The sequence below is a fragment of the Streptomyces sp. NPDC051173 genome (assembly GCF_040689515.1).
Taxonomy (GTDB): Bacteria; Actinomycetota; Actinomycetes; order Streptomycetales; family Streptomycetaceae; genus Streptomyces.
The window spans coordinates 1-24478 of sequence record NZ_JBFBBD010000098.1 but is presented as its reverse complement, the minus strand read 5'-3'; the positions used below and the strand labels follow the sequence as shown (position 1 = coordinate 24478).

The 24478-nt window shown below is 71.0% G+C and carries 24 protein-coding genes and 2 pseudogenes; 14 read left to right on the top strand and 12 right to left on the bottom strand.

The genetic code is table 11. The annotated features are described in order from the left end of the window. Nucleotides 1-142: 142 nt before the first annotated feature. Nucleotides 143-1102: a YafY family protein gene (locus tag AB0435_RS31190; protein ID WP_366428485.1), complete on the bottom strand. Its 960-nt coding sequence runs from the start codon at nucleotides 1100-1102 to the stop codon at nucleotides 143-145. 97 nt (nucleotides 1103-1199) lie between these two features. Here AB0435_RS31190 and AB0435_RS31185 point away from each other — a divergent pair, with 97 nt between their 5' ends. The 4 genes from AB0435_RS31185 (at nucleotide 1200) to AB0435_RS31170 (ending at nucleotide 6767) form a co-directional block, all read left to right on the top strand. Next, nucleotides 1200-2684 (top strand): MFS transporter, encoded by a 1485-nt coding sequence (locus tag AB0435_RS31185; protein ID WP_366007263.1) that lies wholly within the window; start codon nucleotides 1200-1202, stop codon nucleotides 2682-2684. Between the two features lie 149 nt (nucleotides 2685-2833). Then, a complete protein-coding gene (locus tag AB0435_RS31180; RefSeq protein ID WP_366428486.1) occupies nucleotides 2834-3595 on the top strand; it encodes a DeoR/GlpR family DNA-binding transcription regulator in 762 nt (253 codons plus the stop codon). Continuing rightward, complete coding sequence (pfkB, locus tag AB0435_RS31175) at nucleotides 3592-4542, top strand: 1-phosphofructokinase (RefSeq protein ID WP_366428484.1); 951 nt, start codon at nucleotides 3592-3594, stop codon at nucleotides 4540-4542. The genes AB0435_RS31180 and pfkB overlap by 4 nt, the downstream gene beginning before the upstream one ends. 47 nt (nucleotides 4543-4589) lie before the next feature. Then, nucleotides 4590-6767 carry a fructose-specific PTS transporter subunit EIIC gene (locus AB0435_RS31170; RefSeq protein WP_366428483.1) on the top strand — a complete coding sequence of 726 codons (2178 nt, stop codon included), beginning with the start codon at nucleotides 4590-4592 and terminating at the stop codon, nucleotides 6765-6767. A 41-nt stretch (nucleotides 6768-6808) separates the two neighbouring features. On the opposite strand, the gene AB0435_RS31165 is transcribed toward AB0435_RS31170, so the two are convergent. From AB0435_RS31165 to AB0435_RS31150, 4 genes are all read right to left on the bottom strand, one after another. Then, nucleotides 6809-7690: an RICIN domain-containing protein gene (locus AB0435_RS31165; protein ID WP_366007266.1), complete on the bottom strand. Its 882-nt coding sequence runs from the start codon at nucleotides 7688-7690 to the stop codon at nucleotides 6809-6811. Between the two features lie 672 nt (nucleotides 7691-8362). Beyond that, a complete protein-coding gene (locus AB0435_RS31160; RefSeq protein ID WP_366007267.1) occupies nucleotides 8363-8599 on the bottom strand; it encodes a hypothetical protein in 237 nt (78 codons plus the stop codon). Further along, nucleotides 8596-8859, bottom strand: coding sequence for a hypothetical protein (locus AB0435_RS31155; protein WP_366007268.1), 264 nt, complete (start codon nucleotides 8857-8859; stop codon nucleotides 8596-8598). The genes AB0435_RS31160 and AB0435_RS31155 overlap by 4 nt, the downstream gene beginning before the upstream one ends. 93 nt (nucleotides 8860-8952) lie before the next feature. Next, the gene (locus AB0435_RS31150; RefSeq protein ID WP_366007269.1) at nucleotides 8953-10188 is read right to left on the bottom strand and encodes a helix-turn-helix domain-containing protein; all 1236 of its coding nucleotides are present in this window, start codon (nucleotides 10186-10188) and stop codon (nucleotides 8953-8955) included. Nucleotides 10189-10318: 130 nt separating this feature from the next. Here AB0435_RS31150 and AB0435_RS31145 point away from each other — a divergent pair. Together AB0435_RS31145 and AB0435_RS31140 are read left to right on the top strand one after the other, a co-directional pair. Beyond that, a pseudogene (locus tag AB0435_RS31145) lies at nucleotides 10319-10816 on the top strand (NUDIX hydrolase); the annotation flags it as partial. Between the two features lie 13 nt (nucleotides 10817-10829). After that, a pseudogene (locus AB0435_RS31140) lies at nucleotides 10830-11204 on the top strand (ATP-binding protein); the annotation flags it as partial. Between the two features lie 59 nt (nucleotides 11205-11263). Here AB0435_RS31140 and AB0435_RS31135 read toward each other — a convergent pair. The 4 genes from AB0435_RS31135 to AB0435_RS31120 all read right to left on the bottom strand — a co-directional run bounded on the left by AB0435_RS31135 (nucleotide 11264) and on the right by AB0435_RS31120 (nucleotide 13519). Beyond that, nucleotides 11264-12418: a methyltransferase domain-containing protein gene (locus tag AB0435_RS31135; RefSeq protein WP_366428482.1), complete on the bottom strand. Its 1155-nt coding sequence runs from the start codon at nucleotides 12416-12418 to the stop codon at nucleotides 11264-11266. Then, a complete protein-coding gene (locus AB0435_RS31130; protein ID WP_366007271.1) occupies nucleotides 12415-12549 on the bottom strand; it encodes a hypothetical protein in 135 nt (44 codons plus the stop codon). The genes AB0435_RS31135 and AB0435_RS31130 overlap by 4 nt, the downstream gene beginning before the upstream one ends. Nucleotides 12550-13166: 617 nt before the next feature. Beyond that, nucleotides 13167-13319, bottom strand: a complete 153-nt coding sequence (locus AB0435_RS31125; RefSeq protein ID WP_366007272.1) for a hypothetical protein — start codon at nucleotides 13317-13319, stop codon at nucleotides 13167-13169. Then, a complete protein-coding gene (locus AB0435_RS31120; RefSeq protein WP_366007273.1) occupies nucleotides 13316-13519 on the bottom strand; it encodes a hypothetical protein in 204 nt (67 codons plus the stop codon). Before AB0435_RS31120 ends, AB0435_RS31125 begins: the two co-directional genes overlap by 4 nt. Before the next feature lie 130 nt (nucleotides 13520-13649). Between AB0435_RS31120 and AB0435_RS31115 the strand changes: the two genes are divergently transcribed. The 7 genes from AB0435_RS31115 (at nucleotide 13650) to AB0435_RS31085 (ending at nucleotide 20431) form a co-directional block, all read left to right on the top strand. Beyond that, nucleotides 13650-15002 carry a transcriptional regulator gene (locus AB0435_RS31115; RefSeq protein ID WP_366007284.1) on the top strand — a complete coding sequence of 451 codons (1353 nt, stop codon included), beginning with the start codon at nucleotides 13650-13652 and terminating at the stop codon, nucleotides 15000-15002. A gap of 216 nt (nucleotides 15003-15218) precedes the next feature. Beyond that, nucleotides 15219-15872, top strand: coding sequence for a cutinase family protein (locus tag AB0435_RS31110; RefSeq protein ID WP_366007274.1), 654 nt, complete (start codon nucleotides 15219-15221; stop codon nucleotides 15870-15872). A 283-nt stretch (nucleotides 15873-16155) separates the two neighbouring features. Then, a complete protein-coding gene (locus AB0435_RS31105; protein ID WP_366428481.1) occupies nucleotides 16156-17064 on the top strand; it encodes a hypothetical protein in 909 nt (302 codons plus the stop codon). 167 nt (nucleotides 17065-17231) lie between these two features. Beyond that, nucleotides 17232-17660, top strand: coding sequence for a GntR family transcriptional regulator (locus AB0435_RS31100; RefSeq protein WP_366428480.1), 429 nt, complete (start codon nucleotides 17232-17234; stop codon nucleotides 17658-17660). Continuing rightward, the gene (locus tag AB0435_RS31095; RefSeq protein WP_366007277.1) at nucleotides 17657-18589 is read left to right on the top strand and encodes an ABC transporter ATP-binding protein; all 933 of its coding nucleotides are present in this window, start codon (nucleotides 17657-17659) and stop codon (nucleotides 18587-18589) included. Before AB0435_RS31100 ends, AB0435_RS31095 begins: the two co-directional genes overlap by 4 nt. Continuing rightward, on the top strand, nucleotides 18586-19554 hold the full coding sequence (locus AB0435_RS31090) for a transporter (protein ID WP_366007278.1): 969 nt from the start codon (nucleotides 18586-18588) through the stop codon (nucleotides 19552-19554). The genes AB0435_RS31095 and AB0435_RS31090 overlap by 4 nt, the downstream gene beginning before the upstream one ends. Before the next feature lie 121 nt (nucleotides 19555-19675). Then, complete coding sequence (locus AB0435_RS31085) at nucleotides 19676-20431, top strand: class I SAM-dependent methyltransferase (RefSeq protein WP_366007285.1); 756 nt, start codon at nucleotides 19676-19678, stop codon at nucleotides 20429-20431. A gap of 163 nt (nucleotides 20432-20594) precedes the next feature. Here AB0435_RS31085 and AB0435_RS31080 read toward each other — a convergent pair whose 3' ends face one another. Together AB0435_RS31080 and AB0435_RS31075 are read right to left on the bottom strand one after the other, a co-directional pair. Beyond that, complete coding sequence (locus AB0435_RS31080; RefSeq protein WP_366007279.1) at nucleotides 20595-21710, bottom strand: P1 family peptidase; 1116 nt, start codon at nucleotides 21708-21710, stop codon at nucleotides 20595-20597. A 12-nt stretch (nucleotides 21711-21722) separates the two neighbouring features. Continuing rightward, nucleotides 21723-22892 (bottom strand): low temperature requirement protein A, encoded by a 1170-nt coding sequence (locus AB0435_RS31075; protein WP_366007280.1) that lies wholly within the window; start codon nucleotides 22890-22892, stop codon nucleotides 21723-21725. Nucleotides 22893-23214: 322 nt separating this feature from the next. Here AB0435_RS31075 and AB0435_RS31070 point away from each other — a divergent pair, with 322 nt between their 5' ends. Next, the gene (locus AB0435_RS31070; RefSeq protein ID WP_366007281.1) at nucleotides 23215-23412 is read left to right on the top strand and encodes a hypothetical protein; all 198 of its coding nucleotides are present in this window, start codon (nucleotides 23215-23217) and stop codon (nucleotides 23410-23412) included. A 22-nt stretch (nucleotides 23413-23434) separates the two neighbouring features. Here AB0435_RS31070 and mscL read toward each other — a convergent pair whose 3' ends face one another. Beyond that, on the bottom strand, nucleotides 23435-23914 hold the full coding sequence (mscL, locus tag AB0435_RS31065) for a large conductance mechanosensitive channel protein MscL (protein WP_366007282.1): 480 nt from the start codon (nucleotides 23912-23914) through the stop codon (nucleotides 23435-23437). Nucleotides 23915-24478 lie beyond the last annotated feature (564 nt).

Genomic DNA, 24478 nt, shown 5'->3' with positions numbered 1-24478 from the left:
GGCGCCGACCGACCCGCAGCCGGGGGCCTGGGGCGCGTGCCCCCGCGCGGCGGAGCCGCAGATCAGATGCAGCCGGGGAGGGGCGGGGCTGGGGAGCAAGCCCGCCGCAGGCGCCACCCGACCCGCCACCCCGAAGGCAACCTCACCCCGCCGCCCGAGAAATCCGCGCCCCCAACTCCGCCAAGTGAGAAACAAGCTCCGCCGGCTCACGCGCAGAGAATTCGCAGTCGATCAGCGCCAGCCGGAACGCCACCCACTCCAGCGAGTCCGCCGTGGTGAAATCCAGCTCGCACCGGTCCGAGCCGACAGGCACAGGCGTGCCGAGCTGTGAAGGGAAGCGCGCGGCCACGAACTCCGCCGGAGCGTGCAGTGTCACCACGACGCGGTACGTCGGCTGGAGCCGTGCCATGGAGCGGCTCATGAATTCCGCCGCGTCCGCCGCCGGCAGCTCGCGCGGGGTGAAGCGGGCGCCGGTCGCGAAGGGCTCGCTGACCCGGTCCACCCGGAACGTACGCCAGTCGTCGCGGTCGATGTCGAAGGCCACGAGGTACCACCGCCGCCCGGTGCTCACCAGCCGGTGCGGCTCGACCAGTCGCTGGGTCTCGGTGCCGTCGCCCGTGCGGTAGGCGAAGCGCAGCCGTTCGTTGCCGGTGGCCGCCGCGGCCATGACGGTCAGCGTGCGCGGGTCGACGGTCCCGGAGTCGCCCCAGGTCAGCGGCACGGTGGCGGCCTGGAGTGTGGCCACGCGGTGGCGTAGCCGGGACGGCAGGACCTGTTCCAGCTTGGCGAGGGCCCGTACGGACGCCTCCTCGATGCCGTCTACGGCGTGGCCCGCGCCCGCGCGCAGCCCCACCGCGATGGCGACGGCCTCCTCGTCGTCGAGGACGAGCGGCGGCATGGCCGCGCCCGCGGCCAGCCGGTAGCCGCCGACCGCGCCCATCGTGGCCTGCACGGGATAGCCGAGGTCGCGCAGCCGCTCGATGTCACGCCGGATCGTGCGCGCGGTGACCCCGAGCCGCTCGGCGAGTTCGCTGCCCGGCCATTCGCGCGGAGTCTGGAGCAGGGAGAGCAGGTTCAGCAGCCGTACGGGGGTGTCGGTCATGTCACCCAGCCTGCCAGCGAAGTGGGACACAGTCTGTCCTAGATGCCCTATAGCGTCGGTTGCGTTCCCCCCGCTCCACCAGAAAGGGCTTCTCCTGATGGCCACCGACTCACCGCCTGCCGACCGCCGCCGCTGGCTGGCGCTCGCGGTCGTGATGACCGCGTCCTTCATGGACCTGGTCGACGTCACCATCGTCAACATCGCGATGCCGAGCATCCAGCGGGACATCGACGCGTCGTTCAGCGTGCTGCAGTGGCTCAGCGAGGGGTACGCGCTGGCCTTCGCGATCGGCCTGATCACGGGCGGGCGGCTGGGTGACATCTACGGCCGCAAGAAGGTGTTCCTGCTGGGCATGGGCGGCTTCACGCTCGCCTCGATGCTGTGCGGCATCGTCAGCGACCCGCAGCTGCTGGTCGCCGCGCGCGTGCTCCAGGGCCTGATGGGCGCGATGATGGTGCCCCAGGTGCTGTCGATCATCCACGTCACCTTCCCCGCGCACGAGCGCGGCAAGGTCTTCGGCATGTTCGGCGCCGTCGTCGGCCTCGGCGCGGTCTCCGGCCCGCTGCTGGGCGCGCTGCTCACCCAGTGGAACCTCTTCGGCCTGGAGTGGCGCCCGATCTTCCTGATCAACCTCCCGGTCGGCATCGCCGGTCTGCTCCTCGGCCGTCGCTTCATCATCGAGTCCAAGGCCCCGCGGGCCATGAAGCTCGACCTCGTCGGTGTGGTCCTGGCCAGCGCCGGCCTGCTGATGCTGCTCTACCCCCTGACGCAGGGCCGCGAGCACGACTGGCCGGTGTGGGGCTTCGTCTCGATGGCGTGCTCGGTGCCGATGTTCGTCGCCTTCGTGCTGTACGAGCGCCACAAGACCCGCAAGGACGGCTCGCCGCTGGTCGAGCTGTCGCTGTTCAAGGTCAAGAGCTTCGCGGCGGGCATCGGCGTCCAGCTGACCTTCGGCCTGACCTCCGGCATCTTCTTCCTGGTCTGGACGCTCTACATGCAGATCGGCCTCGGCTGGTCGGCGCTGCGGGCGGGCCTGACCGGCGTCCCGTTCTCGCTGGCGGTCTCGGCCGCCGCGGGCATGTCGGTGCAGAAGCTGGTGCCGCGCTTCGGGCGCAAGGTGCTCCAGGCGGGCGCGCTGGTGATGGCGGCGGGCGTCCTGACGTACATCTGGGAAGCCGGTCACTACGGCGCGGACATCAAGTCCTGGCAGATGGCGCTGCCGCTGATCGTGATGGGCGCGGGCATGGGCCTGATCGTCGCCCCGATCACCGACGCCGTGCTCTCCGAGGTCCCCCGCGAGCACGCGGGCTCCGCGTCCGGCCTGATCAACACCACGCAGCAGCTGGGCAACGCGGTGGGCCTGGGCCTGGTCTCGGTGGCGTTCTTCGGCGTCGTCGACAACGCGGACCCGCGCACGCGGCCGGTGTCGGACATCTTCGGTGAGGCGTTCACCCACTCCCTGTGGTGGGTCGCGGGCGGACTGGTGCTGGTCTTCGGCCTGATGTTCCTCCTGCCCAAGCGGCGGGCTGTCGAGGCGCCTGTGGGGGAACCGCAGGAAGAGCAGGAGCTGGCGGCGGCGTAAGCGGTCCCGTACGTCCTCGAACGCCGGGCGGGCTGGTTCTCCAGCCCGCCCGGCGTTTTCCGTATGTGCCCGAATCCGTTTACTTTCCCCCTCTACTCGGGGTAACGTCCCCGATAACCACATACTCGGGCATGGAACGGACGCAAAGCATGTACGCACCGGAGCGGCAGCAAGAGATCTTGCGGATCGCCCGTGAGACCGGGCGCGTGGACGTGCTCTCGCTCGCCGAGGAGTTCCAGGTCACCGCCGAGACGGTGCGGCGCGACCTCAAGGCGCTCGACCGGGCCGGCCTCGTCCGCCGGGTGCACGGCGGTGCCATCCCCGCCGGGCGGCTCGACTTCGAGCCGGACCTCGCCGAGCGCGAGGCCACGGCCGCGGACGAGAAGGACGCCATCGCCCGCGCCGCGCTCGCCGAACTGCCCGCAGACGGCAGCGTGATCATCGACGCGGGCACGACCGCCGCGCGCCTCGCCGGGCTGCTGCCGCTGGACTCCACGCTCACCGTCGTCACCCACGCCCTGCCGGTCGCCGCGCGCCTCGCCGACCACCCCGGCATCGCGCTGCACCTGATCGGCGGGCGCGTGCGGCACCGTACGCGGGCCGCCGTGGACGCCTGGGCCCTTCGCGCGTACGGCGAGGTCCACGCCGACGTCGCGTTCCTCGCGACCAACGGCTTCTCCCTCGACGGCGGGCTCACCACCCCCGACCTGGCCGAGGCCGCCGTCAAGCGGGCCGCTGCCGCGGCCGCCCGCCGGGTCGTGCTCCTCGCGGACTCCGGCAAGTACGGGCAGCGGCACTTCGCCCGCTTCGGCGACCTCTCCGCGGTGGACGTGCTGATCACCGACGCGGGCCTCGCCGAGGAGGACGCGCGCGCCATCGAGGCCGCGGGCCCGGCGGTGGTCCGCGCGTGATCCTCACCGTCACCCCCAACCCCAGCCTGGACCGGACGTACGAGGTGCCGCGGCTGGAGCGCGGCGCCGTCCTGCGCGCCGCCACCGACCGCGTCGACCCCGGCGGCAAGGGCGTCAACGTCTCGCGCGCCGTGGCCGCCGCCGGACACCGTACGGTCGCGGTCCTGCCCGTGGCGGGACCCGAGGGCGCGCTGCTGCTGAGCCTGCTCACCGAGCTCGGCATCGAGGCGGCGGGCCTGTCCGTGCGCGCCGGCTCGACCCGCGTCAACATCTCCGTCGCCGAACCCGACGGCACCCTCACCAAGGTCAACGCCCCGGGCCCCGAACTCACCGCCGCCGAAGCGGAGTCCCTGCTCGCGGCCGTACGGGAGCGGTCCGCCGACGCCGACTGGATCGCCTGCTGCGGCAGCCTCCCGCGCGGTCTCGCGCCCGAGTGGTACGGGGAGTTGGTGGCCCGTGCGCACGCCGCCGGGGCCCGCATCGCCCTCGACACCTCGGGCCCGGCCCTGACCGCCGTGCTGCGGGAGCGTCCCGACGTCGTCAAGCCCAACGCCGAGGAGCTCGCCCAGGCGACCGGCCGGGCGCTGGCCACGGTCGGTGACGCCGTCGCGGCGGCGCGGGAGCTGCGGGCCGCGGGCGCGCGGGCCGTCCTGGCCAGCCTCGGCGCGGACGGGCAGTTGCTCGTCGAGGACTCCGGCACGTACTTCGGCACCGCCCGGGTGCCCGCCGTCCGCAGCAACGTCGGTGCGGGCGACGCCTCCCTCGCGGGCTTCCTCACGGCGGGCGGCTCCGGCCCGGCGGCCCTCGCCGCCGCCCTGGCCCACGGCGCGGCGGCCGTCCAGCTGCCGGGCAGCGCGATGCCGGCGCCGTCGGACCTGGACCCGACGGCGGTGACCGTGACGTCCGAGGTGCCCCTCGGCCGCGCCCTGACGGAGCCGGTGTCGTGACCGGCCTCCCCCCTGTCCCCCCCCCCACGCGCGCAAAGGAGCCCGCGATGAGTGAGCTGATCACCGCGGAACTGGTCGACCTCGGCCTGTCCGCCGGGACCAAGGAAGCGGCGGCGCGTTCGCTGGCCGAGCGGATGGCGGCCCTCGGCCGCGTCACCGACCTCGACGGCTTCCTCGCCGATGTCGCCGCGCGCGAGGCGCAGATGCCGACCGGTCTCGACGGCGGCATCGGCATCCCGCACTGCCGCAGCGCGCACGTCACCGAGCCGACGCTCGCCTTCGGCCGGTCCGCCGCCCGGATCGACTTCGGCGCCCCGGACGGTCCGGCGGACCTGATCTTCCTCATCGCGGCCCCGGACGGCGCGGACAGCGATCACCTGACGATCCTGTCGTCGCTGGCACGGCAGTTGACGCGCCAGGAGTTCACGGACGCGCTGCGGTCGGCGGACAGTGCGGAGGCGGTGGCGGCGCTGATACGGGGGGACGAGCCGGCGCTGCCGGATCCAGGGGATCCGGCAGCGGAGGAGGTCGCGGAGGTCCTGGCAGCATCGGAGGCCCTGGCGGGCCGGGCGGCCCCGGAGGCGCCGGCGGATCTGGCGGACGCGGAGGTCCTGGCTCCCCCGGAGGCCCCGGAGGTCCTGGCAGACCGGGAGACCCTGGCAGCCTCGGAGGTCCCGGCGGATCCAGTCGCCCCTTTGGTCCCAGCGTCCCCGGACACCCTGGCAGCCCCGAAGACCTCAGCGACACCGACAGACCCCACCGACCCGGCAACACCGGAATCATCGGAACCCTTCCGGATCGTCGCCGTCACCTCCTGCCCCACCGGCATCGCCCACACCTATATGGCAGCCGAGGCGCTGGAGCAGGCGGCCCGCGCCGCCGGGGTCGTGTTCGCCGTGGAGACCCAGGGCTCGGCCGGTTTCACCAAGCTGGACGCGCGGACGATCGCCGCGGCGGACGGCGTGATCTTCGCGCACGACGTCGAGGTACGGGAGCGGGCCCGCTTCGCGGGCAAGCCCACCGTCGATGTCGGTGTGAAGGCGGGCGTCAACCGTCCCGCCGAACTGATCGCCGAGCTGCGGGAGATGGCGGCCGCGGCCCCCGCCACCGTACGGGCCGCGGCGCCCATGGACACCGCGGCCGCGCCCGAGGACGGCTTCGCCACCCGCCTCCGCACCTGGCTGATGACCGGTGTCAGCTACATGGTCCCGTTCGTCGCCGCCGGCGGCCTCCTCATCGCGCTCGCCTTCGCGATCGGCGGATATCAGATCGACAAGGCGCCTTCCGTCGCCGCCCACTTCGCCTGGACGGAGTCGGCGAGCTGGGCGGCGCTGTTCTTCCAGACGGGCGGCGCCGCGTTCGCCTTCCTGGTGCCGGTGCTGGCCGGCTATATCGCGTACGGCATGGCCGACCGGCCCGGGCTCGTACCCGGCTTCGTCGGCGGCTCGATCGCGCTGACCGTCAACGCGGGCTTCCTCGGCGGCCTGATCGCCGGTCTGCTGGCGGGTGGCGCGGTGCTGGCCGTGCAGCGGGTGGGCGTGCCGCCGGTGCTGCGCGGGATCATGCCGGTGGTGGTGATCCCGCTGATCTCGTCGGCGGTGGTCGGCTTCCTGATGTTCCTGGTGGTCGGCAAGCCGGTCGCCTCGCTCCAGAAGGCGCTCACCGACTGGCTGAGCGGGCTGTCCGGCGCCAACGCGGTCGTACTCGGCGTCGTGCTGGGCCTGATGATGTGCTTCGACCTCGGCGGCCCGCTCAACAAGTGCGCGTACGCGTTCGCCGTCGGCGGCCTCGCCGACCCCAACGACGGCAGCCTCAAGGTGATGGCCGCCGTGATGGCGGCGGGCATGGTCCCGCCCCTGGCGATGGCCCTGGCCACGACCGTACGCGGCCGCCTCTTCACCAAGGCCGAGCGTGAGAACGGCAAGGCGGCGTGGGTGCTGGGCGCGTCGTTCATCACCGAGGGCGCGATCCCCTTCGCGGCGGCGGACCCCCTGCGCGTCATCCCCTCCGCGATGGCGGGCGGCGCGGTGACGGGCGCCCTCTCCATGGCCTTCGACTGCACGCTGCGCGCGCCGCACGGCGGCGTGTTCGTGGTCCCGCTGATCGGCGCCCCGTTCCTCTACCTCCTCGCGATCGCGGCGGGCGTGGCGGTGAGCGCGGGGCTGGTGATCGTGTTGAAGGGGCTGGGTAAGCCGGAGCCGGGGGCGGCGCCCGTCGCTGCGTGATCCGTGGGCCCGCCCGGGGCGGGCCCACGTTCACCGCCGTGTCAGACGCGCTCGAAGCGCCACTTCTGGGCGTCCGTGTTGTTGAAGGTGTACTGCTGGACGTTGGCCCGCTTCTCCTTGGAGCCGCCGGTGACGTCGACGGCCTTGCCGCTGTGGACGTTGCTGATCGCGAACACGCCGTCGCCGAGGGGAGTGACCCACCAGCGCTGGCTCGCGGCGCCGGTGGCCCGCCACTGCTGGATGTTGGCGGTGTCGTCCAGGGAGGCGCCGGCGACGTCCAGGAACGTGCCGCCCGCCTTGGTGGTGATCTCGTACTCGCCGGTGACGTTGTACGCGGGGTTGTTGCGCGCGTAGTCGCGCCGTACCGGCGTGAACGTCCACTGCTGGTTCGCTCCGCCGTGGCGGCCCCACTGGCCGACGTTCGCCCCGTCGGCACCGTCCGTGCCCAGGACGTCGAGGCACATGCCGCTGCCGATGTTGGTGAGGATGTAGGTGCCTTCCTCGACGGGCAGCTTGCGGATGACCTGCGCGGCGTCGGAGTAGAGCGGGAAGAGGCGTACGGAGACCGTCCGGTTCTTCAGCGCCGGGCCCTGGGCCGTGCGGGAGGCGCCCACGGTGTTCCCGAGGCCGTCGATCTCCCGGGTGTCCCTGTCGGCGAGGGCCGGGATCTCGTCACGCGGACCCACCTGCGCGGCGAAGCCCTTGGAGTCGGCCTCGACGTGGAGGGCGATGCTCTGCTCGGTGTGGTTCACCGCCGACAGGACACGCCCGTCGAACCCGAAGGTCCGTATGCCGCCGAGCGTCTGGTCGGAGAGCAGCACGCGCCCCCGCTCCTTGGCGTTGAAGCCCTCGTGCTCGTAGAGCGCGTACCAGCCCTTGGGACACACCTCGGGACCACTGCCTTCGACGACCTTGACCGTCACGTCGTAACACCTTTCGCTGTCCAACTCCCGTGGGGACCACGGGCCGTGACGTCACTCTATGGAGTTGCGCGGGTGGCCGGTAGTGATGGATTCCGGCCATGGGCGGTGGCTGATCAGCGGCATCTCCGCGGGTGGGCGGCTGTTCACGGGTCGCAATGCGCTACCGCTGCGGGCCGCAGCTCGGGAAAGCCCCGATCCGACGCGGGGTGTCGAATCGGGGCAGCCCTTTCAGCGAGGGCGGGTCGCCTCGTGTGTGCACCTGTCACAGACGTACCGGGAGCGGAGTACGAGCCGCATGGCTTGTGGGTCTTGATGCTTGGGGCACAGCCAGGAAAGCTCGGAGTCCTCCGGCAAGTCATGCTTGAGGAACTGTCGTAGCGTGGCGCGCACGCCGTCGCCGTCAGGGGCGTTGCTACTTGTCATCTCCGTCGGTGTCCTCGTCGCAGCTGATGTCCTCGGGCGGGTCGGCGGGGGTGATCGTTTCGTTCGCCCCCAGGTCGTACCCGTTGACTTCGTCCCTGCCCATGACAGGTCCTCCTTCGGTTGTATTCGGTCGGGAGTGGTGCGGGAAACCTCTTGCGGTGGTTCTCCCGTCCAGGCGTTGCGACAGTGGTCCATCTGCGGAGCGGCCGGACGGGCGTTCAGGGGCTGCTGATCCGCCAGCGGGAGAGGTCACCGCCGGCGACGGGTCGGAGATGGCTCTACGGGCTGATGCGTACGGTGCCGGTGGTCGGCGAGCAGGCTGTTCATGTCCCTCATCGCAGTCCAGTCGTGGCGCGTCTCGGCATCCCACCGGGCCCGGGCGAGCAGGATGCACGTGGTGCACGTCTCGGTACGGCTGAGGGTGATGACGTGGAAGCCGGACGTTCCGGCGACGGGCACGACGGGGCGGGCCAGGGACGTGATCACGAGTGGGCCTCCCGCCGGTGCCGTGCTTTCTCCGCGTTGATCGCGCCGGCTTCCGCGAGCCGGCCTTCTCGCACGGCGAGGACGTGGGCGAGGGTGAATCCGTGGCACTTCCTGCACGGGCGGGAGGGACCCGGGGTGCTTGCCGCTGCTCCGGCGCGGCTCATAGCGTTGGCGGCGGCGAGGCGATTGCTCAGGTCCTCGGACGCGGCGGCGTGTGCGTCCTCGTGCGGGGCGGTGAGGGATTCCGATTTCTGGATCACGCAGGAACCGTATGGGCGCGCGAAAAGCCGAACCAGGTTCGCCACATGGTAGTTCGGCGGCAGCCGGGAGCCGAGTGCTACGTAACGTGGTACCTACTGCGCAACGCCCAGGTGGGCGGCCATTTCACGCATGTCCTGGGTGAGAGTGCGCTTACGTGACTTGAGCAGGTCGCTCATGACGTAGCGGGCCATGGCCTGATGCTTCAGCCACTCGCCGGACCTGGTCCGCAATTGCTTCAGTTCGCCCATCGCGTCCTGATGGGATCCCATGGCGACATGGGCCTTGGCCACGTCGAGCCGATGGCGGTCCCAGTTGTTCGAGGTCGGCTTGCCGTGGCTCCGCAGGGCCCTTTCGCTCAGTACTCCGTTGTCGGCGTGCCGGAGCACGCCGCGTGCGTCGTTCATGATGGACAGATCTTCGACTGCCTTCAGTTCCGCCGTAATGGGGCCGAACGTCGCCCAGTGGGTGCGGTAGTCGATGTGTTCGCTGTCCATCGCGCTGGCCGCCGTGCGGGCCATCCGCCGGGCCTCACGTGCGACATCGGGCTTGTTGTCGCGCACGGCTGCCGAAGCGATGCGTAGCGAGAGTTCGCCCCACAGAGCGAATTGCGCGGGGTCCGCGGCCGAGATGCGCGGCTCCATTTCCACGGCTGTGACGCTTGCGAGCTGCTCGCTCTCGTCGAAGCGGTCCTGGCGCAGCAACAGCCAGCACATGCCGACGACGCCAGTGGCGGCCGTGCGCGTCCGGTCGGTCTCGCGAGCCAGCCGGATGGCTTCGGCCAGCGCGTAGTAGGCCATGTCGTACTGGCGCACCTGAGTGAGGTATTTACCGGCCAGCAGCAGCGCTTGGGCCCGGAGGATCACCGCGCGCTGCCGCTCCTCGCCCTCCAGCGAAGCGACGCACGCTTCGGTGGAACGCAGGAGGCCCGGCAACTTCCTCGCGACGGCGCCGTACCGGTCCGCGTGGTAAAGAGCGTGTCCGTCTTCGATGTGCGCGCGGAGCTCCGGCAACGCCCTGCCCTCTCCGTGATCGCAGAGAGCGGCGTCGAGGCCGACCGGAGGCATCAACGCCCGCCGCAATTCGGCGAGATAGCGGCGGTTCGCTTCATCGCCGATGACGGGATTCGGGGCTTCTGTGGCGAAGAGGGCGGAGGTGGAGACGCCGAGGGCGCGCGCGAGGGTGTGCAGCGTCTCGACGCGGGCGTCCCCGCCTTGCTCCACCTTGCGCACCACACCCAAAGAGAGACCGGCCTCGTGGGCGAGCTGCTCCTGGCTCAGTCCGGCGGCGCGACGGTACTTCCTGATGTTGTCGGACAGTCCTGTGGACATGGAATCACCGTTCCTTCAAGCCAAGCGTAGGCCCGTCGCCCTACCGCGTGCGGTGGATCGTCAACGCGGCCAGCCCACTTGAGCGCCGGGCTCCGGGGTGCCTTGTCTTCAGCGGGGCAGGCTCTTCTCCATGGAGCCCATGCCTGTGGACCCCGCCGCCTGGAACGCGTACCTCACCGAAGGCAATGCCACGCAGGCCCGCAAGCGTGTCGCGGCCGATGTCCTGCTCCGTGACGTCTCCGGCCGCTTTCTGCTGGTGAAGCCCACCTATAAACCCGGCTGGGACCTCCCTGGCGGCATGGCCGAAGCCAACGAAGCCCCCGACCGGGCGGCGGTCAGGGAGCTGCGGGAGGAGCTGGGGTTGACCGCGGTGATACGCGGATTGTTGGTCGTGGACTGGGTCGCCCCGCACGGGCCGTGGGACGACCAGCTCGCCTTCATCTTCGACGGGGGAGCGCTCGACGGTGAGACGGTTATCGCTCTTCGCCCCCACGACGAGGAGCTGTCCGAGCTCAGGTTCGTCTCCCCCGGCGAGGCGAAGAGGCTGCTCCGGCCACGTCTTACTCGCCGGTTCGAAGCGGCAGTTGATGTGCTTTCGGGTAGACCGCCGCGATACCTGCGCAATGGTGAGGGTTTCCTTCAACTTCCAGCACTGGCCGCCGTGGCGGCCGCTCGTGGTCGAGACTGCCCGACGCGTCCTCGACTACGCCGGTGGCACTCTGGTGATGCCCATGACTGTCCTGGTCGAGGAGTACTGGCGCGAGATCAGCACAGGGCTCGCCCACCATGCCATTCCCGTACGGCACTTCGTCCTCCACGCCGACCAGGAAACCCTCCGTGGGCGCATCGCGGGCGACACTGTTCTTGGCCCCGACTCCCCGTTCCGTCTCAAATACCTTGAGCCCTACGCCGAGGCGGCCCGCACGTGGCTGCACGGCGAGGCCGAGGTAGTCGACACCACGCACCTCACGCCCGCCCAGGCCGCCCTGCAGATCGCAGAGGCCCTGAAGAGTTGAGGTCCATCCGCCACGCGAAACAGGCGCAGGTGGCAACAAAGAACGACACGCCACGGTAGTCAAGCGGCCGCCCGCAGCCGCCACGACGGCCCCTCCGGATCGCGCACCCAAAGGCATTTCCCGTCGGCACTCACCGTCAGCCCGAGATCCGTGAGCGCGGGCGCGCCGGCGTTCTGCCACGCGGTCACGGCCTGGGCGGCCTCCTCCGCGAGGCGGCGCGTACCCCATTGCCGTACGCGTCCGTCCGGCTTCCACGCCGCCCACGAGGCGCCGTCATGAGCCTCGAACCACCACGTCTGCCCGCCGAACGCGACGCGGATGCCGGGCACGAGGGCGTGGAGCAGGAACTCCGCGCCCAGCTCGTGTTCCACGGGGGACAGGTCCACGTCCGTGCGGGACTTGTCCGACTCGGAGAGGGTGGCGCTGATGATCTCCCGCATCTCCACCGCGTCGGCGGCGCGCTGGCCGCGCAGGGCCATGAACGTCATGGCGTCCACGACAGGCCCGCACGCCGTCCTGCCGTCCTCGGCGACCACCAGGCGTACGAGGGCCAGGCCTCGGTACGGGGTGAGGACGATCCCCCCGGGCCTCGTCTGTTCGATCCATGCCGGCGGGACGCGCATGGCGGAGGCGGTGCACAGGACCCGGTCGTACGGCCCGCCGCCGGGCCACCCCCGTTCGCCGTCACCGATGACGGTGCGCACGCCACCGTGCCCGGCCGTCGCGAGGTTGCGACGCGCGTCCTCGGCCAGGCGGCCGTCGACTTCGAGGGTGACGACGTGGTCGGCCGGGGTCCGTTCGGCGATCAGAGCGCAGTCGTAGCCGCTGCCCGTGCCGATGTGCAGCACTCGGTGCCCGCGCTCCAGGCCAAGGTGGGAGAGCTGGCGGGCGACCACACGGAGTTCGGACAGGGACGAGGTGAACCGCCCCGCCGCGCCGTCGGCGTAGGCGGTGGCGCCGTCGTCCATCTGCGTGACCAGGGCGCATCCGGGGGAGTAGACGGTGCGCGCCCACCCCTCGGGGGCGGTGTCACGGTCGATGAGCGGGAACCCGCCGCCTTCCCGCACGGCCTTGATCCAGAACCTGGGCGGTGCGAAGAGCGTACGGTCCACCGCCTCGAACGCGCTCCGCACCCACGCGTCGCCGAACTGGCCGTCTTCAGCGAGAGCTTGTGCGCAACTGCGGCGCAGTGCCGTGAAGTCGATGGCGCTCACCGACGGTGCGGGGCGTCGCCGTCGGTGGTGGACGGGTCGTTCACGTAATCGCTCTGCCGGTCCCGGTCCTGATCCACGTCGTACTCGCGGTCGTCGTCGTCCGGTTCCTGCTGGTCGTCCTTACGTCCCATACGGCCAGTGTGGCGGTGACGGCTCGTGCCGGGGAAGGGCGCATTTCGCGGCGAGTCGGCCGTCAGGCCGCCATCCCTTCCGGAACGTTCCGGATGGCCTTGTCGGCCCGCGTTGTGTGTAGTGGGACGCATCGGCCGTGGCTACCGGTGCGCAGGATTCGGCGGTCCCGTCGAACTCGTTCCATTCCATGGGATTCGACCGACCGCGTACGGAACCGGCAACCAGGCGCGTTGACCAACTCCATAGGGAGAATCGCATGCGAAGTACGCGGGGTTGTTGCGCGCGTAGTCGCGCCGTACCGGCGTGAACGTCCACTGCTGGTTCGCTCCGCCGTGGCGGCCCCACTGGCCGACGTTCGCCCCGTCGGCACCGTCCGTGCCCAGGACGTCCTTCGACGACCTTGACCGTCACGTCGTACACCTTTCGCTGTCCAACTCCCGTGGGGACCACGGGCCGTGACGTCACTCTATGGAGTTGCACGGGTGGCCAGTAGTGATCGTTTCCGGCCATGGGGTGCGGCTGACGAGGGGCACCTCCGGGGCCCAGGGGCCCGGTGCCGCGGTGTGCGACCCGCCCGGCCGTCCCGACTTCACGGCGCGCGCGGCCGGGCGGCGGTTCAGTGGTCGTCCCGCCAGTGCCGTGCTTTCTCCGCGTTGATCGCGGCGGCTTCCGCGAGCCGGCCTTCTCGCACGGCGAGTACGTGGGCGAGGGTGAATCCGTGGCACTTCCTGCACGGGCGGGAGGCGCGTTCGTGCTTTCGAGTGCTCACGACTTCCGCCCACCCACCGGGGTCCCCAGGACCGCCGCCTTCTTCAACTCAGCCTCCGTGGGCTCGCGCAGCTCGCCCGGCGGGCAGTCCCACTCCCTGCCGCCGCCGACCGGTCGCAGCTGTACGTACGGGCCCTCACCGCCCATGCGCTCCCCGAGCTTGTTCGTCCGGGTGTCCACCGCGTACCGTCCGCTGCTCATATGGTCAGCCTCCACGTTCGCTTCCTGTCGCACGCATAGCCAACATCCGAAGCCTCTCAGCGGGTAGCTTCCGGAGTAGTGGTGAACCGTGGTGAATCCACCACGCCTGTCGATCTTGTGGATGGTCGCAGTGAAGAATTCGAACACGAAGCTCGCCGACTGGATCGGTCGTTCGGGGTGGTCGAAGGGTGAACTCGCGCGCCACGTCCGGTCCCGCGCGGCGGAGTGGGGACACCCTCACGTTTCCTCCGACACGTCCAGCGTCCGGCGCTGGGTGACCCTGGGGGAGGTGCCCCGCCACCCCGTGCCGGTCATCCTCGCCGACCTCTTTTCGGCGCGCTTCGGGTACCGGGTCACGACCTACGACCTCGGGCTGGGCGAGTCGCCGGACATTGACCGGGCGCTCGTCTACAGCTCATCGTGGGCCGTGACGGTCGAAGCTGTCACCGAGCTAGGGAGAGCGGACGTGGACAGGCGGAGTTTCCTCGCGGGGGCACCCTTCGCGGCGGTCGCAGCAGTAGGACCGTCCCGTGACTGGCTCCTCAACACCCTTGATCAGCAACCCGAACCAGGGCGGCAAGTCCGACTCGAAGACGTGACGGCCGTGAAGAACATGTTCGGCGCGTTCCAGGAGATGGACATCTTCCAAGGCGGCGGCAGTGGGCGGCTGGCCCTCACTGCCTACATGAACCAGCACGTCTACCCGCTGCTGCGCCGGGCCCACACCGAGGAAGTGCGGCACGCGCTGTGTTCGGCCGCTGCCGAGCAGACCTACCTTCTCGGCTGGATGGCCTTTGACTCCGGCGAACACGGCACAGCGCAGCGGTACTTGATCCAGGCGCTTCGCCTCGCCGAGGAGTCCAAAGATCCGGCCCTTGGTGCACACGTACTCGCGGGCATGGCAGACCAGGCAACGCTGCTCGGCCACCCGGACGAAGGCAAGCGCCTCGCCCAAGCCGGCCGACAGGGACTCATTCGTACCAGCTCACCCGCGTGCCTCGCTGACCTCTGGACGCTCGAAGCCAGGGCGCACGCTGTCCTTGGCGACAAGAAAGCAACTGTGCACGCCATCAGCCAGGCAGAACAGAGCTTCGCCAAGGTGGATGCCGCCGACGGACCCGAGTGGGCCAAGTTCATCGACCCCGCATACCTCGGCGGCGAGTGGGCCAATGCCTTCCGCGATATCGGCCAGCCGGACCACGCCGAAGAACACGCCCGTTCCTCCATCACGCACGCCCGCAAGCAGAACCGGGCCCGTCGCGGAGCCATGTCCCAAGCTGCCCTCGCTGTAACCCATTTGCAACGCAGGGACCTTGAATCCGCCCACGCCGCTGGAGTCCGCACACTCGACCTCGCCCGTCGGGTGAAGTCGTCCCGCAGTGTGGAAGCTGTCCAGGACCTACAGCGGCGCATGATCCCCTTCGGCAAGCACCCTCTTGTGGCCGACTTCAACGAGCGGGCCCGTGTTCTCCAGGCGGCCTAGGTGTATTGATCTTCGGAAGGGCGCGTCCTTCCGGAACGTTCCGGGTGGCCTTGTCGGTCCGCGTTGTGTGTAGTGGGACGCATCGGCTGTGGCTGCCGGCGCGCAGGACTCGGCAGTCCCGTCGAGCTCGTTCCAGGGATTTCATCGAATGCCGCCCATGCCGTCCATACGGCATCGGCAACCAGGCGCGCTGACCAACTCCATAGGGAGAATCGCATGCGAACGAGACGGACGGCCGCCGTGGTGGCCGCTTTTCTGATGGCGGGCGGGCTTTCGCTGGGGCAGGCGTCCGCGGCGCCGACGACGGCTCCGTGCGACGGTACTTACACGATCGTCGTCGGGGGCACCGGAAGCTCGTGGAACAACGACGGCTTCACCGGCAACATCCAGCAGCACGTCGGGTATCCCACCACGATTCCCAACGGTGGGAGCGTCCGGGCAGGTGTCAACGAGCTGAACCGGCTGGTCCGTGACCAGCGTGCCGCGTGCCCGGGCCAGCACGTCAAGATGGCCGGGTACTCCTTGGGCGCCGCCGTGGTGCACGTCTGGGTCACCGAGAACTGGCAGACGTTCGACAACGTCAACGCCGTTCTCGTCGCGGACCCCAAGCGCCAGGGCCCTCCTGGCGGCAACGGCTCCACCGCACCGTTCGGCCCCTTCGTCGGTGCTCCGCTCGCAGGTGTCGACAGGTTCTTCGGCAATGTGCCGGTCAAGTCGATCTGCCACTGGGACTACATCTGCGACGAGTCCGCGGGCATCGGGACCTACCCGTACAACCACACCCACAACTACCCCGAAGACTTCAACATGGACCACCACAATGACAGCGCCAACGAGCAGTGGTGGAACGGTGCTTGGTATCCCTGGTAACCCAGGAATATCGCGTCGCCCGGGTGCGTAGTCGCATTCCCCACCCCCATTCCTGAGCTCCGGGATCCGGGCCCCAGGCCCCGAGACCTCTATGCGAGGAATGGGTGGTGGGTTCAACCCACCCTCCCTCCCAACCGCCGCGCATACCACGCGCGTTCACTTTCCGTGTTCAGGTTGCGACACGGCGCCGCCACCCTCTAGCGTTCGCAGCAACAAAACGACCCCGACCGGTGTTAGCGCACCGAGCCGGGGTCTGACCAACAAGATCGTCAGGAGCGATCTCATGGCTGACGCCGACTCTAGCCCTGCCCCGCGCCCCGCGCACCCGTACCCCCTGGCCCGCCCCGGATACGGGAAGCGCACCGCCCCCGAGCAAGCTCCCCGCCGCCGTGGCGACTTCGCGCATCTGCGGCCCCGCGAGGCGTCGATCGCCGCTTTTGTCGACCGGCTGCCCGAGGGCGCGGCCATGGACGCCAAGACGCTTGCCGCCCACCTGCCCGACTACGGGCAGGCCGCCTGCCTCACCGCCCTCCGGCGGCTCTCCGAGGCGGGGCATCTGCGGCGGGTGACGGAGCGGATCCAAGGTGACGGCGGCAGCTGGCACTGGGTGACGCGTTCGCATTTCTCCCGGACCGCGCGGGACGACGTGTGGTGGACGGCGGTCCTCGCGGGTAACGTCCCGGCCCCGCAACAGCAGCCGCAGTCGCAGCCGCAGTCGCAACCGTCGGCGCGCCCCGCCCGCTCGCAGGCGTACGACGCCCTCGCGTCAGCAGGCCGTACGGACCCTCGTATGACGCTGTCCGCCGCCGAATGCGCGGCACTTGAGGAGCTCGCCGCCGAGTGGCTGGCGCGCGGGGTGTCCGTGCCGGAGCTCGTACGGGGGCTGACGGGCGGACTGCCGCCCGAGGTGCACTGCGCGGGGGCCTTCGCGCGCCGTCGACTCGTCGACAAGATGCCGCCCGAGATGGTGGTCGAGCCCACCGTGGCGCCCGCCCTCCTCCGCATCCTGGAGTGCACGGTCTGCCGCGCGCCCGGCCGCCCCGAAGCGCTGCCCGGCGGGATCTGCCGCGACTGCCGGGGCGAACCGGCGCCCCACCGGGCCCACGGCGTGTCGCCGGACGGTGTACGGGCCCGCGCCGCGGCGGTCCGCGCCGCCCTCGACGCCCGCCCGTACGTACGACGCGGCCGCTGACCCCCTGCCGTTCCGCTGCGTAAGCGGCCCCGTAAGCGGCCCCGTACGTGCGACGCGCCCCCATGCGACTGCGCCGCGTAAGCGGAACGCCGCACCCCGTGATATTTGACGCCGACGGCAGACGCTCCGCATCATTCCACTAAGACGTTAGTGAAACGAGGGTGCGAATGATCGTGTTCCGGATAGACCGGCGCAGCGGCGTCGCCACCTATCTGCAACTCGCGCACCAGGTCAGGCAGGCCCTCCGGCTCGGCGTGCTGGAGCCGGGGGACCGGCTGCCCACGGCCAAGGAAGTGGTCGCGGCCACCGCGATCAACCCCAACACCGTGCTGCGGGCCTACCGGGAACTGGAGCGCGAGGGGCTCGTGGAGCCCCGGCCGGGGCAGGGCACGTTCGTGAGGCGTTCGCTGTCCCGGCCCGCGACGGCGGCGGACTCGCCGCTGCGCGCGGAATTCACCGACTGGGTGGACCGGGCCCGCGCGGCCGGTCTGGAACGCGAGGACATCGCGGCCCTCACCGCCGCCGCCCTCGACGAACGCTTCCCGGCGCCACCCCCGTCCCACCGATCACCGCAGTCCATGGAGGAAGACACGTGACCGACCCGATCGCCTCTACGGCCCTGCGGGCGACACGGCTCGGCCGTAGGTTCCGGAGCGGATGGGCGCTGCGCGACTGCGACTTCGCCCTGCCCGCGGGCCGGATCACCGCGCTCGTCGGCCCCAACGGAGCCGGCAAGAGCACGCTGTTCCACCTCGCCACCGGCCTCCTGCGGCCGACCGACGGCGAGATCAGCGTCTTCGGCGCCGACCCGGTCACCGCCGGGGCCCGCGACCGCACGGCCTTCCTCGCCCAGGACAAGCCGCTCTACCCCCGCTTCACCGTCGACGAGACCCTCCGCTTCGGCCGCGAGCTCAACAAGGACTGGGACCAGGCCGCCGCCGAACGCATCGTCCGCGCCGGGAACATCTCCCTCGACGCCCGCGTCGGCACGCTCTCCCCGGGCCAGTGCACCCGCGTCTCGCTCGCCCTCGCCTTCGGCAAGCGTCCCGACCTGCTGCTCCTCGACGAGCCGCTGGCCGACCTCGACCCGCTCGTACGCATCGAGGCCATGGGCCTGGTCATGGCCGAGGTCGCCGAACGCGGCATCACCGTCGTGATGTCCTCGCACGTCCTGTCCGAGCTGGAGAACGTCTGCGACCACGTGCTGCTCCTCAAGCACGGCGGCGTACGGCTCCAGGGCGACGCGCAGCAGCTGTGCGACGACCACGTCCTGCTCACCGGGCGCGCCGAGAGCGCGCGCGAGGACGGCCTGCCGGCCGGGCTGGGCGGCGCCACCGTCGTGGAGTCGACCGTCACCGGCCGCCAGGTCACCGCCCTGCTCCGTACGGAAGGCCGGCCCTCCGACATCCCTGCCGTTTTCGATGACGACCGGTGGGTCACCGAAATCCCCTCCCTGGAAGATCTGTTGCTCGCATATCTGCGCTCCGCACCCGCCGGTACCGCCACTGCGGAGGCCGCCGCGTGAAAGGCACCCTCTGGCTGGCCTGGCGCCAGCAGCGCACGCTGATCCTGGTCGGCGCGGCGGTCCTCGTCGCCTGCGCGGCGTGGGTCGCGTTCCAGCGCGCGGACATGCTCGCCTTCATCAGCGACCACCACATCGACACGAAGAACTGCAAGGGCTGGAACGGCGACTGCCGCAGCGACGCGGCCTACCAGCTCTTCGACGACACCAACGGGCCGCTGCGCGCGCTCGGCTCCTTCAGCACCGCCCTGCCCGTGCTCATCGGCATCTTCTGGGGCGCGCCGCTGCTCGGGCGCGAGCTGGAGAGCGGCACCTGGAAGCTCGCGCTGACCCAGGGCGTCAGCGTCCGCCGCTGGTTCCTCACCCGCTTCTCGCTGGCGCTCGGCTGCACGCTCGTCGGCTCGGCGGTCCTCGCCGCGCTCGTCGCGTGGTGGTGGGAGCCGGTCTCCAACATGCTGAACGGCCTCTACTGGCACGACGGCTACATCTTCAACGCCACCGGCCCCGCCGCCGTGGCCTGCGCCGTCTTCGGCCTTGTCGTCGGCACGGCGGCCGGGCTGCTGCTGCGCCGCACGGTGGCGGCGATGGGCGCCGCGCTCGCCGTGATCGTGGGCGTACGGCTGCTGCTCAACACCGTCCGCCACGACTGGATCTCACCCACGGTGCGGACCAGCCTGGGCGACGCGCCGAGGCAGTACATCGGCAGCGCGGAATCGGCCGGGGACTTCGGCTTCATCGACCGGGCCGGCCGCCTGGTGCACGAACCCGCCGCCTGCGCGTCGGGCGACGGGCTGCCCGACATGAAGACCTGCATGGCGCAGAAGGGCTTCACCGGCCGCTTCTACAAGGTCTACCCCGCGAGCGACTTCTGGGTCCTCCAGTGGATCGAGACCGCGATCCTCATCGGCCTCGCGGCCGCGCTGATGGCCCTGATCTGCGTCGTCCTGCGCCGCCGCGCCATCCTCTGACCCCTCTTCCGATCTCCCGATCTTTCCGATCTCCCCATCTTCCGAGAGCACCCCGCCCGCACCTACACCCCCATACGCATACGTACACGTCGGAGGCCCTTCCGTGACGTCGTCCAAAGCCATGCTCAAAAACCGCAGCAACCTCACCCACAAGGTGCGTTACGCGGTGTCCCACCCGGCACGCATCGCCCCCTACCTCAAGCGCACGGCCCGCGACAGCTGGCTCCGCCTGAAGCACCCGGACCACGTCGACTACTACCGCGCCGTCATGGCCTCCGACACCGCGCGCAACCCCGAGGCCGCCGTCGGCAGCCGCAGCCACGACCGCTGGCTCGCGCTCGGCAAGATGCAGTTCGACTACCTCGTGGAACACGGGCTCACCCCCCGCCACCGCATGCTCGACATCGGCTGCGGCAACCTCCGCGCGGGCCGCCTCTTCATCGACCACCTCGACGCCGGCCACTACTACGGCATCGACATCTCGCCCGACATCCTCATATCCGCCAAGCAGACCCTGACGACCTACGGTCTCCAGGAGAAGCTCCCGCACCTCACCATCACCCAGAACCTCACCCTGGACTTCCTCCCCGACGCCCACTTCGACGTCGTCCACGCCCACAGCGTCTTCTCGCACTCGCCGATCGAGGTCATCGACGAATGCCTCGCGCACGTCGGACGCGTGCTCGCCCCCGGCGGCTTCTTCGACTTCACCTTCGACCGCACGGAGGGGGCCGAACACCAGGTGCTGCGCGAGGACTTCTACTACCGCACGCAGACCCTGATCGCCCTCGCCGAGAAGCGTGGGCTGCGCGGGCGGTTCATGGACGACTGGGAGAAGCGGCCGCATGGGCAGTCGAAGATCAGGGTGAGCGTTTAGCCGTTGGCGGCGGTTCGATCCCGGGGTGCGGGTTGCTGGCGCCTGCGGCGGGCTTTTTCCCCAGTCCCGCCCCTTCCCGAAACTGGGGGCAAGCCCCCAGACCCCCGCAACACGGCTTCGCCGCGTTGTCCTCAAGCGCCGGACGGGCTGAATGGGTGCCCCGTCAGCTTTCGGCGCCGTACAAGTCGGCGTACGACAGGAAGACGCCTCCCGGGCCGTCCACCCCCTCCGCCGCCAGGATGCCCTTCACCACCGCGCGGGTCAGGACGTCCGCCCCCGCCGCCAAGATGTCGTTGAGCGCTCCCGCCGCCGGGAGGATCGTGCTGCCGAACAGTTCCTCCTCGGGCAGCGGGCGCTCGCCGGTGGCCAGGGCGAAGACCGTGTCGCCGTCGCTCAGCAGGTGTACGGGCCGCACCGCGCGGGCCAGGCCGTCGTGGGCCGTGCCCGCGAGCTTCTGGGCCTGGGCACGGGTCAGCGCGGCATCGGTCGCGACCACGGCGAGCGTGGTGTTGAGCGGAGGCCGCACGGAGGAGGCCGCCCGCCTCGCCGACTCCTGCCGCGCCGCCGCCAGCCTCTCCTGGGCGGCGCGGTGCCGCCCGGGCGCCGGGACGTCGACCACGCCGTGCGCCAACCGCCCGTACAACGCACCCGTCGTGGGTTCGACCGCAGAACCAGCCGCGTTGACCACGGCCAGCGCCGCGACCGTCGTACCCGACGGCAGCACGACACTCGCCGTGCCGACACCGCCCTTGACACCCCCGGCCACCGCGCCCGTGCCCGCGCCGACCGTGCCCTGCTCCACCGGCGCGCCCGCCTCCGTGCGCGCCGCCGCCTCGACCGCCTCCCGCCCGAGCGCGGCGTCGGGACGGGCCCGCCAGTCGCCGCCCCGCCCGAGGTCGAACAGCGCGGCCGCCGGGACCACGGGCACGAGCTGCGCCGGATCGGGCCCGACCCGGAAGCCGCGGCCCGCGTCCTCCAGCCAGGCCATCACCCCCGACGCGGCGTCGAGCCCGAAGGCGCTCCCACCGGACAGCACGATCGCCTCGACGTGCTGCACGAGATTCCGCGGATCCAAGGCGTCGGTCTCCTTGGTCCCCGGACCTCCGCCCCGCACGTCGACGGCGGCGATCGCGCCTCCCGCACCGGTGAGCACCACGGTCGTGCCGGTCAGGGCCCCGTCTCCTACGCGCTGCGCGTGCCCGACCCGCAGGCCGTGAACATCGGTCAGCGCGTCGAGAGGGCCGGGGGAGGGCTGCTGTGCGGCGTGGGCATCAGTCATGGCCCATGCGTATCACTTCCCTTCCGCCGTGTCTGTGGCCACCGCTTCCCTCGCCGTCCGCCGGGTGGTCAGGAAGACCCCCACCGCCACCGTGGCCGCCGCGACCACCCCGGCCAGCAGCACCGCGGCGTGCCCCGCGAACGTGCAGGCCAGCACCAGCACCGCCGACACCGGCAGCACCAACTGCTGTGCCAGGCCCCGCTTGTGGTGCCGGGAGTGGATCAGCCACACCGAGAACATGAACAGCGCCGTCGCCGCCGTGACCGCCCCCGACGCCGCGAACGTCGAGATGTGCGCCTTGCCGACAGCCTCCTCGATCGACACCTCGATCCCCGCCCCGACGGCCGCCGCCGAACCGAAGACGAAGTAGTGGCCGTAACCCCACAGGAACGCCTGGGTGTTGGAGGCCAGGTGGAGATGGATGGGCACCGCGAAATAGATCCAGTACGCGGCGAAGATGATCAGCAGCCCGCCGCCCGCGATCGGCAGCAGCGTGCCCAGCGCCTCGTGCTCGTCCACCGCCGACTGGACGGCGACCGTGGCCGCCGACACCGTCTCGCCCAGCACGATGATGGTGAACAGGCCGTACCGCTCCGCGATGTGGTGCGGATGCCACCCCGTCTGACGCCGGCGCTCGGCGATCGCGGGCACCGACATCTCCACGACCACCATGACCAGGAACAGCCACGGCTTGGCGTTCTGCGGCAGGAGCAGCAGCCCCAGCCAGCCCACCTGGCACAGACCCACGCCCACCGCGTACCGCAGCGCCGTCCGCCGCTCCTCGCCCGTACTGGAGTGCGCGGCCCGCAGCCACTGCGTCACCATCGCCAGCCGCATCACCAGATAGCCGAACCAGACCACGGCGAAGTCGCTGCCGTCGAAGGCCCGCGGGACGCCCGCCGCCAGGATCAGGACCCCGGCCATCTGCACCAGCGTCACCACGCGGTACAGCACGTCGTCCGTGTCGTAAGCGGAGGAGAACCAGCTGAAGTTGACCCACGCCCACCACACGGCGAAGAACACCATCAGATAGCCGGGGAGCCCCGTGGCCGGATGATCCTCGGCGAGCGCGTGCACCAACTGCTTGCCGGCCTGCGCCACCGCGACGACGAAGCACAGGTCGAAGAACAGCTCCAGTGGCGTGGCGGTGCGATGCGCTTCGTCGCGACCGCGCTCGGTCATACGGCGCACGACTCCGCCCGTCGCGGGGGTCAAGACCGCACACCGCTTCCCGGACCCCGCCCCGGCCTCCGGGGCGCCGGGCGGGCCGGGATCCCGCGCCCGGGGCGTGGGCTCCGGCCGCCCTCCGGTGCCGGGGCGACCGCCGCCCGGCGCCCGCGACGCGTCTCCCGGGCTTGCCCGGACGCCGGGCGCCCCGGGGAGCGCGGGCCCGTGACCGGCAGGGCGTATGTGTGCAGCGTCACATCGCTCATGCGGCGATTGTCGCCGCTGCCACCGCCGGGCGCGCGCCGAGCCCCCGGCGGCCCGACCGTACCCTGGAGGCATGAGCAACGCCCCCGAACCCGCCGCCGAGCCCACCCCGCCGCCGCGCCGGCCCGCCGCCGCGCTGATCTTCGACGACCCGCTGTCGCAGCAGTCCTCGGACGACACGGACCGCGGCTGGGGCGAGCGGCCGGCGGGCGGCGGCAGCGCCGCCGACCTGGCGCGCTTCCTGGACGAGAAGCCGCCCCACCACATCTGAGCCCCGCGGCGGGCCCGCGGCGTCAGCGCTGGGCCGGGACCGACTCCGGCTCCGGGCCGCGACGCTGCTCGACCAGCGCGTCCCGGATCTGCTCCAGCAGCTCGATCTCGGTGACCTCGGCCGGCGTGGGCTCCGCCGGGTTCTTCGCGGTCTGGCGGTCCTGCCAGCGCTTCATCGGCAGCAGCATCAGGAAATAGACGACCGCGGCCGTGATCAGGAAGGTCAGCGTCGCGCTGAGCACCGTGCCCCACTGGATGTAGACACCCTCGGTGACCTCGCCCGCGGCGTTCCTGGAGCAGGGGCCCTTCAGGCAGGCCGCGTAGTGGTCGAGGTCCTTGGTGCCGAAGGCGCCGACGACGGGGTTGATGACACCCTTGACCACAGAGTTGACGATGTTGGTGAACGCCGCACCGATGACAACGGCGACCGCGAGGTCTATGACGTTGCCCCGCATCAGGAACGCCTTGAAGCCACCAAGGATGCCTGTTTTCTTCTCGCTCACCGAGCGGCCTCTCTCTTTCTGTACCGGAATGGCATGTTCCATGCCTTCCGGAAGAGTTTGCCAGGTCTGGGTGGGTGGTTGGGGTGATCATGCGAGGGCGTAGTGCGTGAGGGCGGGCAGGCAGGGGGTCACTCCGGCGGCGGTGGCGGCCGCGACCGCCAGACGGAGCCTTCGCCTTCGGCGCTGTGGGGTTCGCCACGGCCCGCTCCATCTTCTTCCCACTCGGACCGGTTCGAATGGGGGGAGGGAGTGGGTGGGTGGGGGCGTGCGGTTGCTTTCGGGCGTGCGGGGCATTGGGGCCGCCTCGGGTTGTGGGCTTGGGTGGTTCCCACGATGCCGCTCTTCTGGCGGTTTTGCTGGGGGCTGTGGACGACGGCGCGGTTGTGGACAACCGCGCCACCCGTCGGGGTAACTGGGGCTTCGCCCCAGGCCCCTGTCTGCGGCCCGGTTGGCGCCTGCGGCGGGCTGTTCCCCAGCCCCGCCCCTCCCCGGCTGCATCTGATCTGCGGCTCCGCCGCGCGGGGGCACGCGCCCCAGGCCCCCGGCTGCGGGTCGGTCGGCGCC

What these genes read in the sequence shown, in the direction of transcription:
- AB0435_RS31170 (WP_366428483.1), top strand. Translation starts at nt 4,590, where the DNA reads ATGAGTGAGCTGATCACCGCGGAACTGGTCGACCTCGGCCTGTCCGCC.
- AB0435_RS31150 (WP_366007269.1), bottom strand. Translation starts at nt 10,188, where the DNA reads ATGTCCACAGGACTGTCCGACAACATCAGGAAGTACCGTCGCGCCGCC.
- AB0435_RS31185 (WP_366007263.1), top strand. Translation starts at nt 1,200, where the DNA reads ATGGCCACCGACTCACCGCCTGCCGACCGCCGCCGCTGGCTGGCGCTC.
- AB0435_RS31130 (WP_366007271.1), bottom strand. Translation starts at nt 12,549, where the DNA reads ATGGGACGTAAGGACGACCAGCAGGAACCGGACGACGACGACCGCGAG.
- AB0435_RS31180 (WP_366428486.1), top strand. Translation starts at nt 2,834, where the DNA reads ATGTACGCACCGGAGCGGCAGCAAGAGATCTTGCGGATCGCCCGTGAG.
- AB0435_RS31080 (WP_366007279.1), bottom strand. Translation starts at nt 21,710, where the DNA reads ATGACTGATGCCCACGCCGCACAGCAGCCCTCCCCCGGCCCTCTCGAC.
- AB0435_RS31105 (WP_366428481.1), top strand. Translation starts at nt 16,156, where the DNA reads ATGGCTGACGCCGACTCTAGCCCTGCCCCGCGCCCCGCGCACCCGTAC.
- AB0435_RS31100 (WP_366428480.1), top strand. Translation starts at nt 17,232, where the DNA reads ATGATCGTGTTCCGGATAGACCGGCGCAGCGGCGTCGCCACCTATCTG.
- AB0435_RS31085 (WP_366007285.1), top strand. Translation starts at nt 19,676, where the DNA reads ATGCTCAAAAACCGCAGCAACCTCACCCACAAGGTGCGTTACGCGGTG.
- AB0435_RS31120 (WP_366007273.1), bottom strand. Translation starts at nt 13,519, where the DNA reads ATGAGCAGCGGACGGTACGCGGTGGACACCCGGACGAACAAGCTCGGG.
- AB0435_RS31190 (WP_366428485.1), bottom strand. Translation starts at nt 1,102, where the DNA reads ATGACCGACACCCCCGTACGGCTGCTGAACCTGCTCTCCCTGCTCCAG.
- AB0435_RS31070 (WP_366007281.1), top strand. Translation starts at nt 23,215, where the DNA reads ATGAGCAACGCCCCCGAACCCGCCGCCGAGCCCACCCCGCCGCCGCGC.
- AB0435_RS31110 (WP_366007274.1), top strand. Translation starts at nt 15,219, where the DNA reads ATGCGAACGAGACGGACGGCCGCCGTGGTGGCCGCTTTTCTGATGGCG.
- AB0435_RS31075 (WP_366007280.1), bottom strand. Translation starts at nt 22,892, where the DNA reads ATGACCGAGCGCGGTCGCGACGAAGCGCATCGCACCGCCACGCCACTG.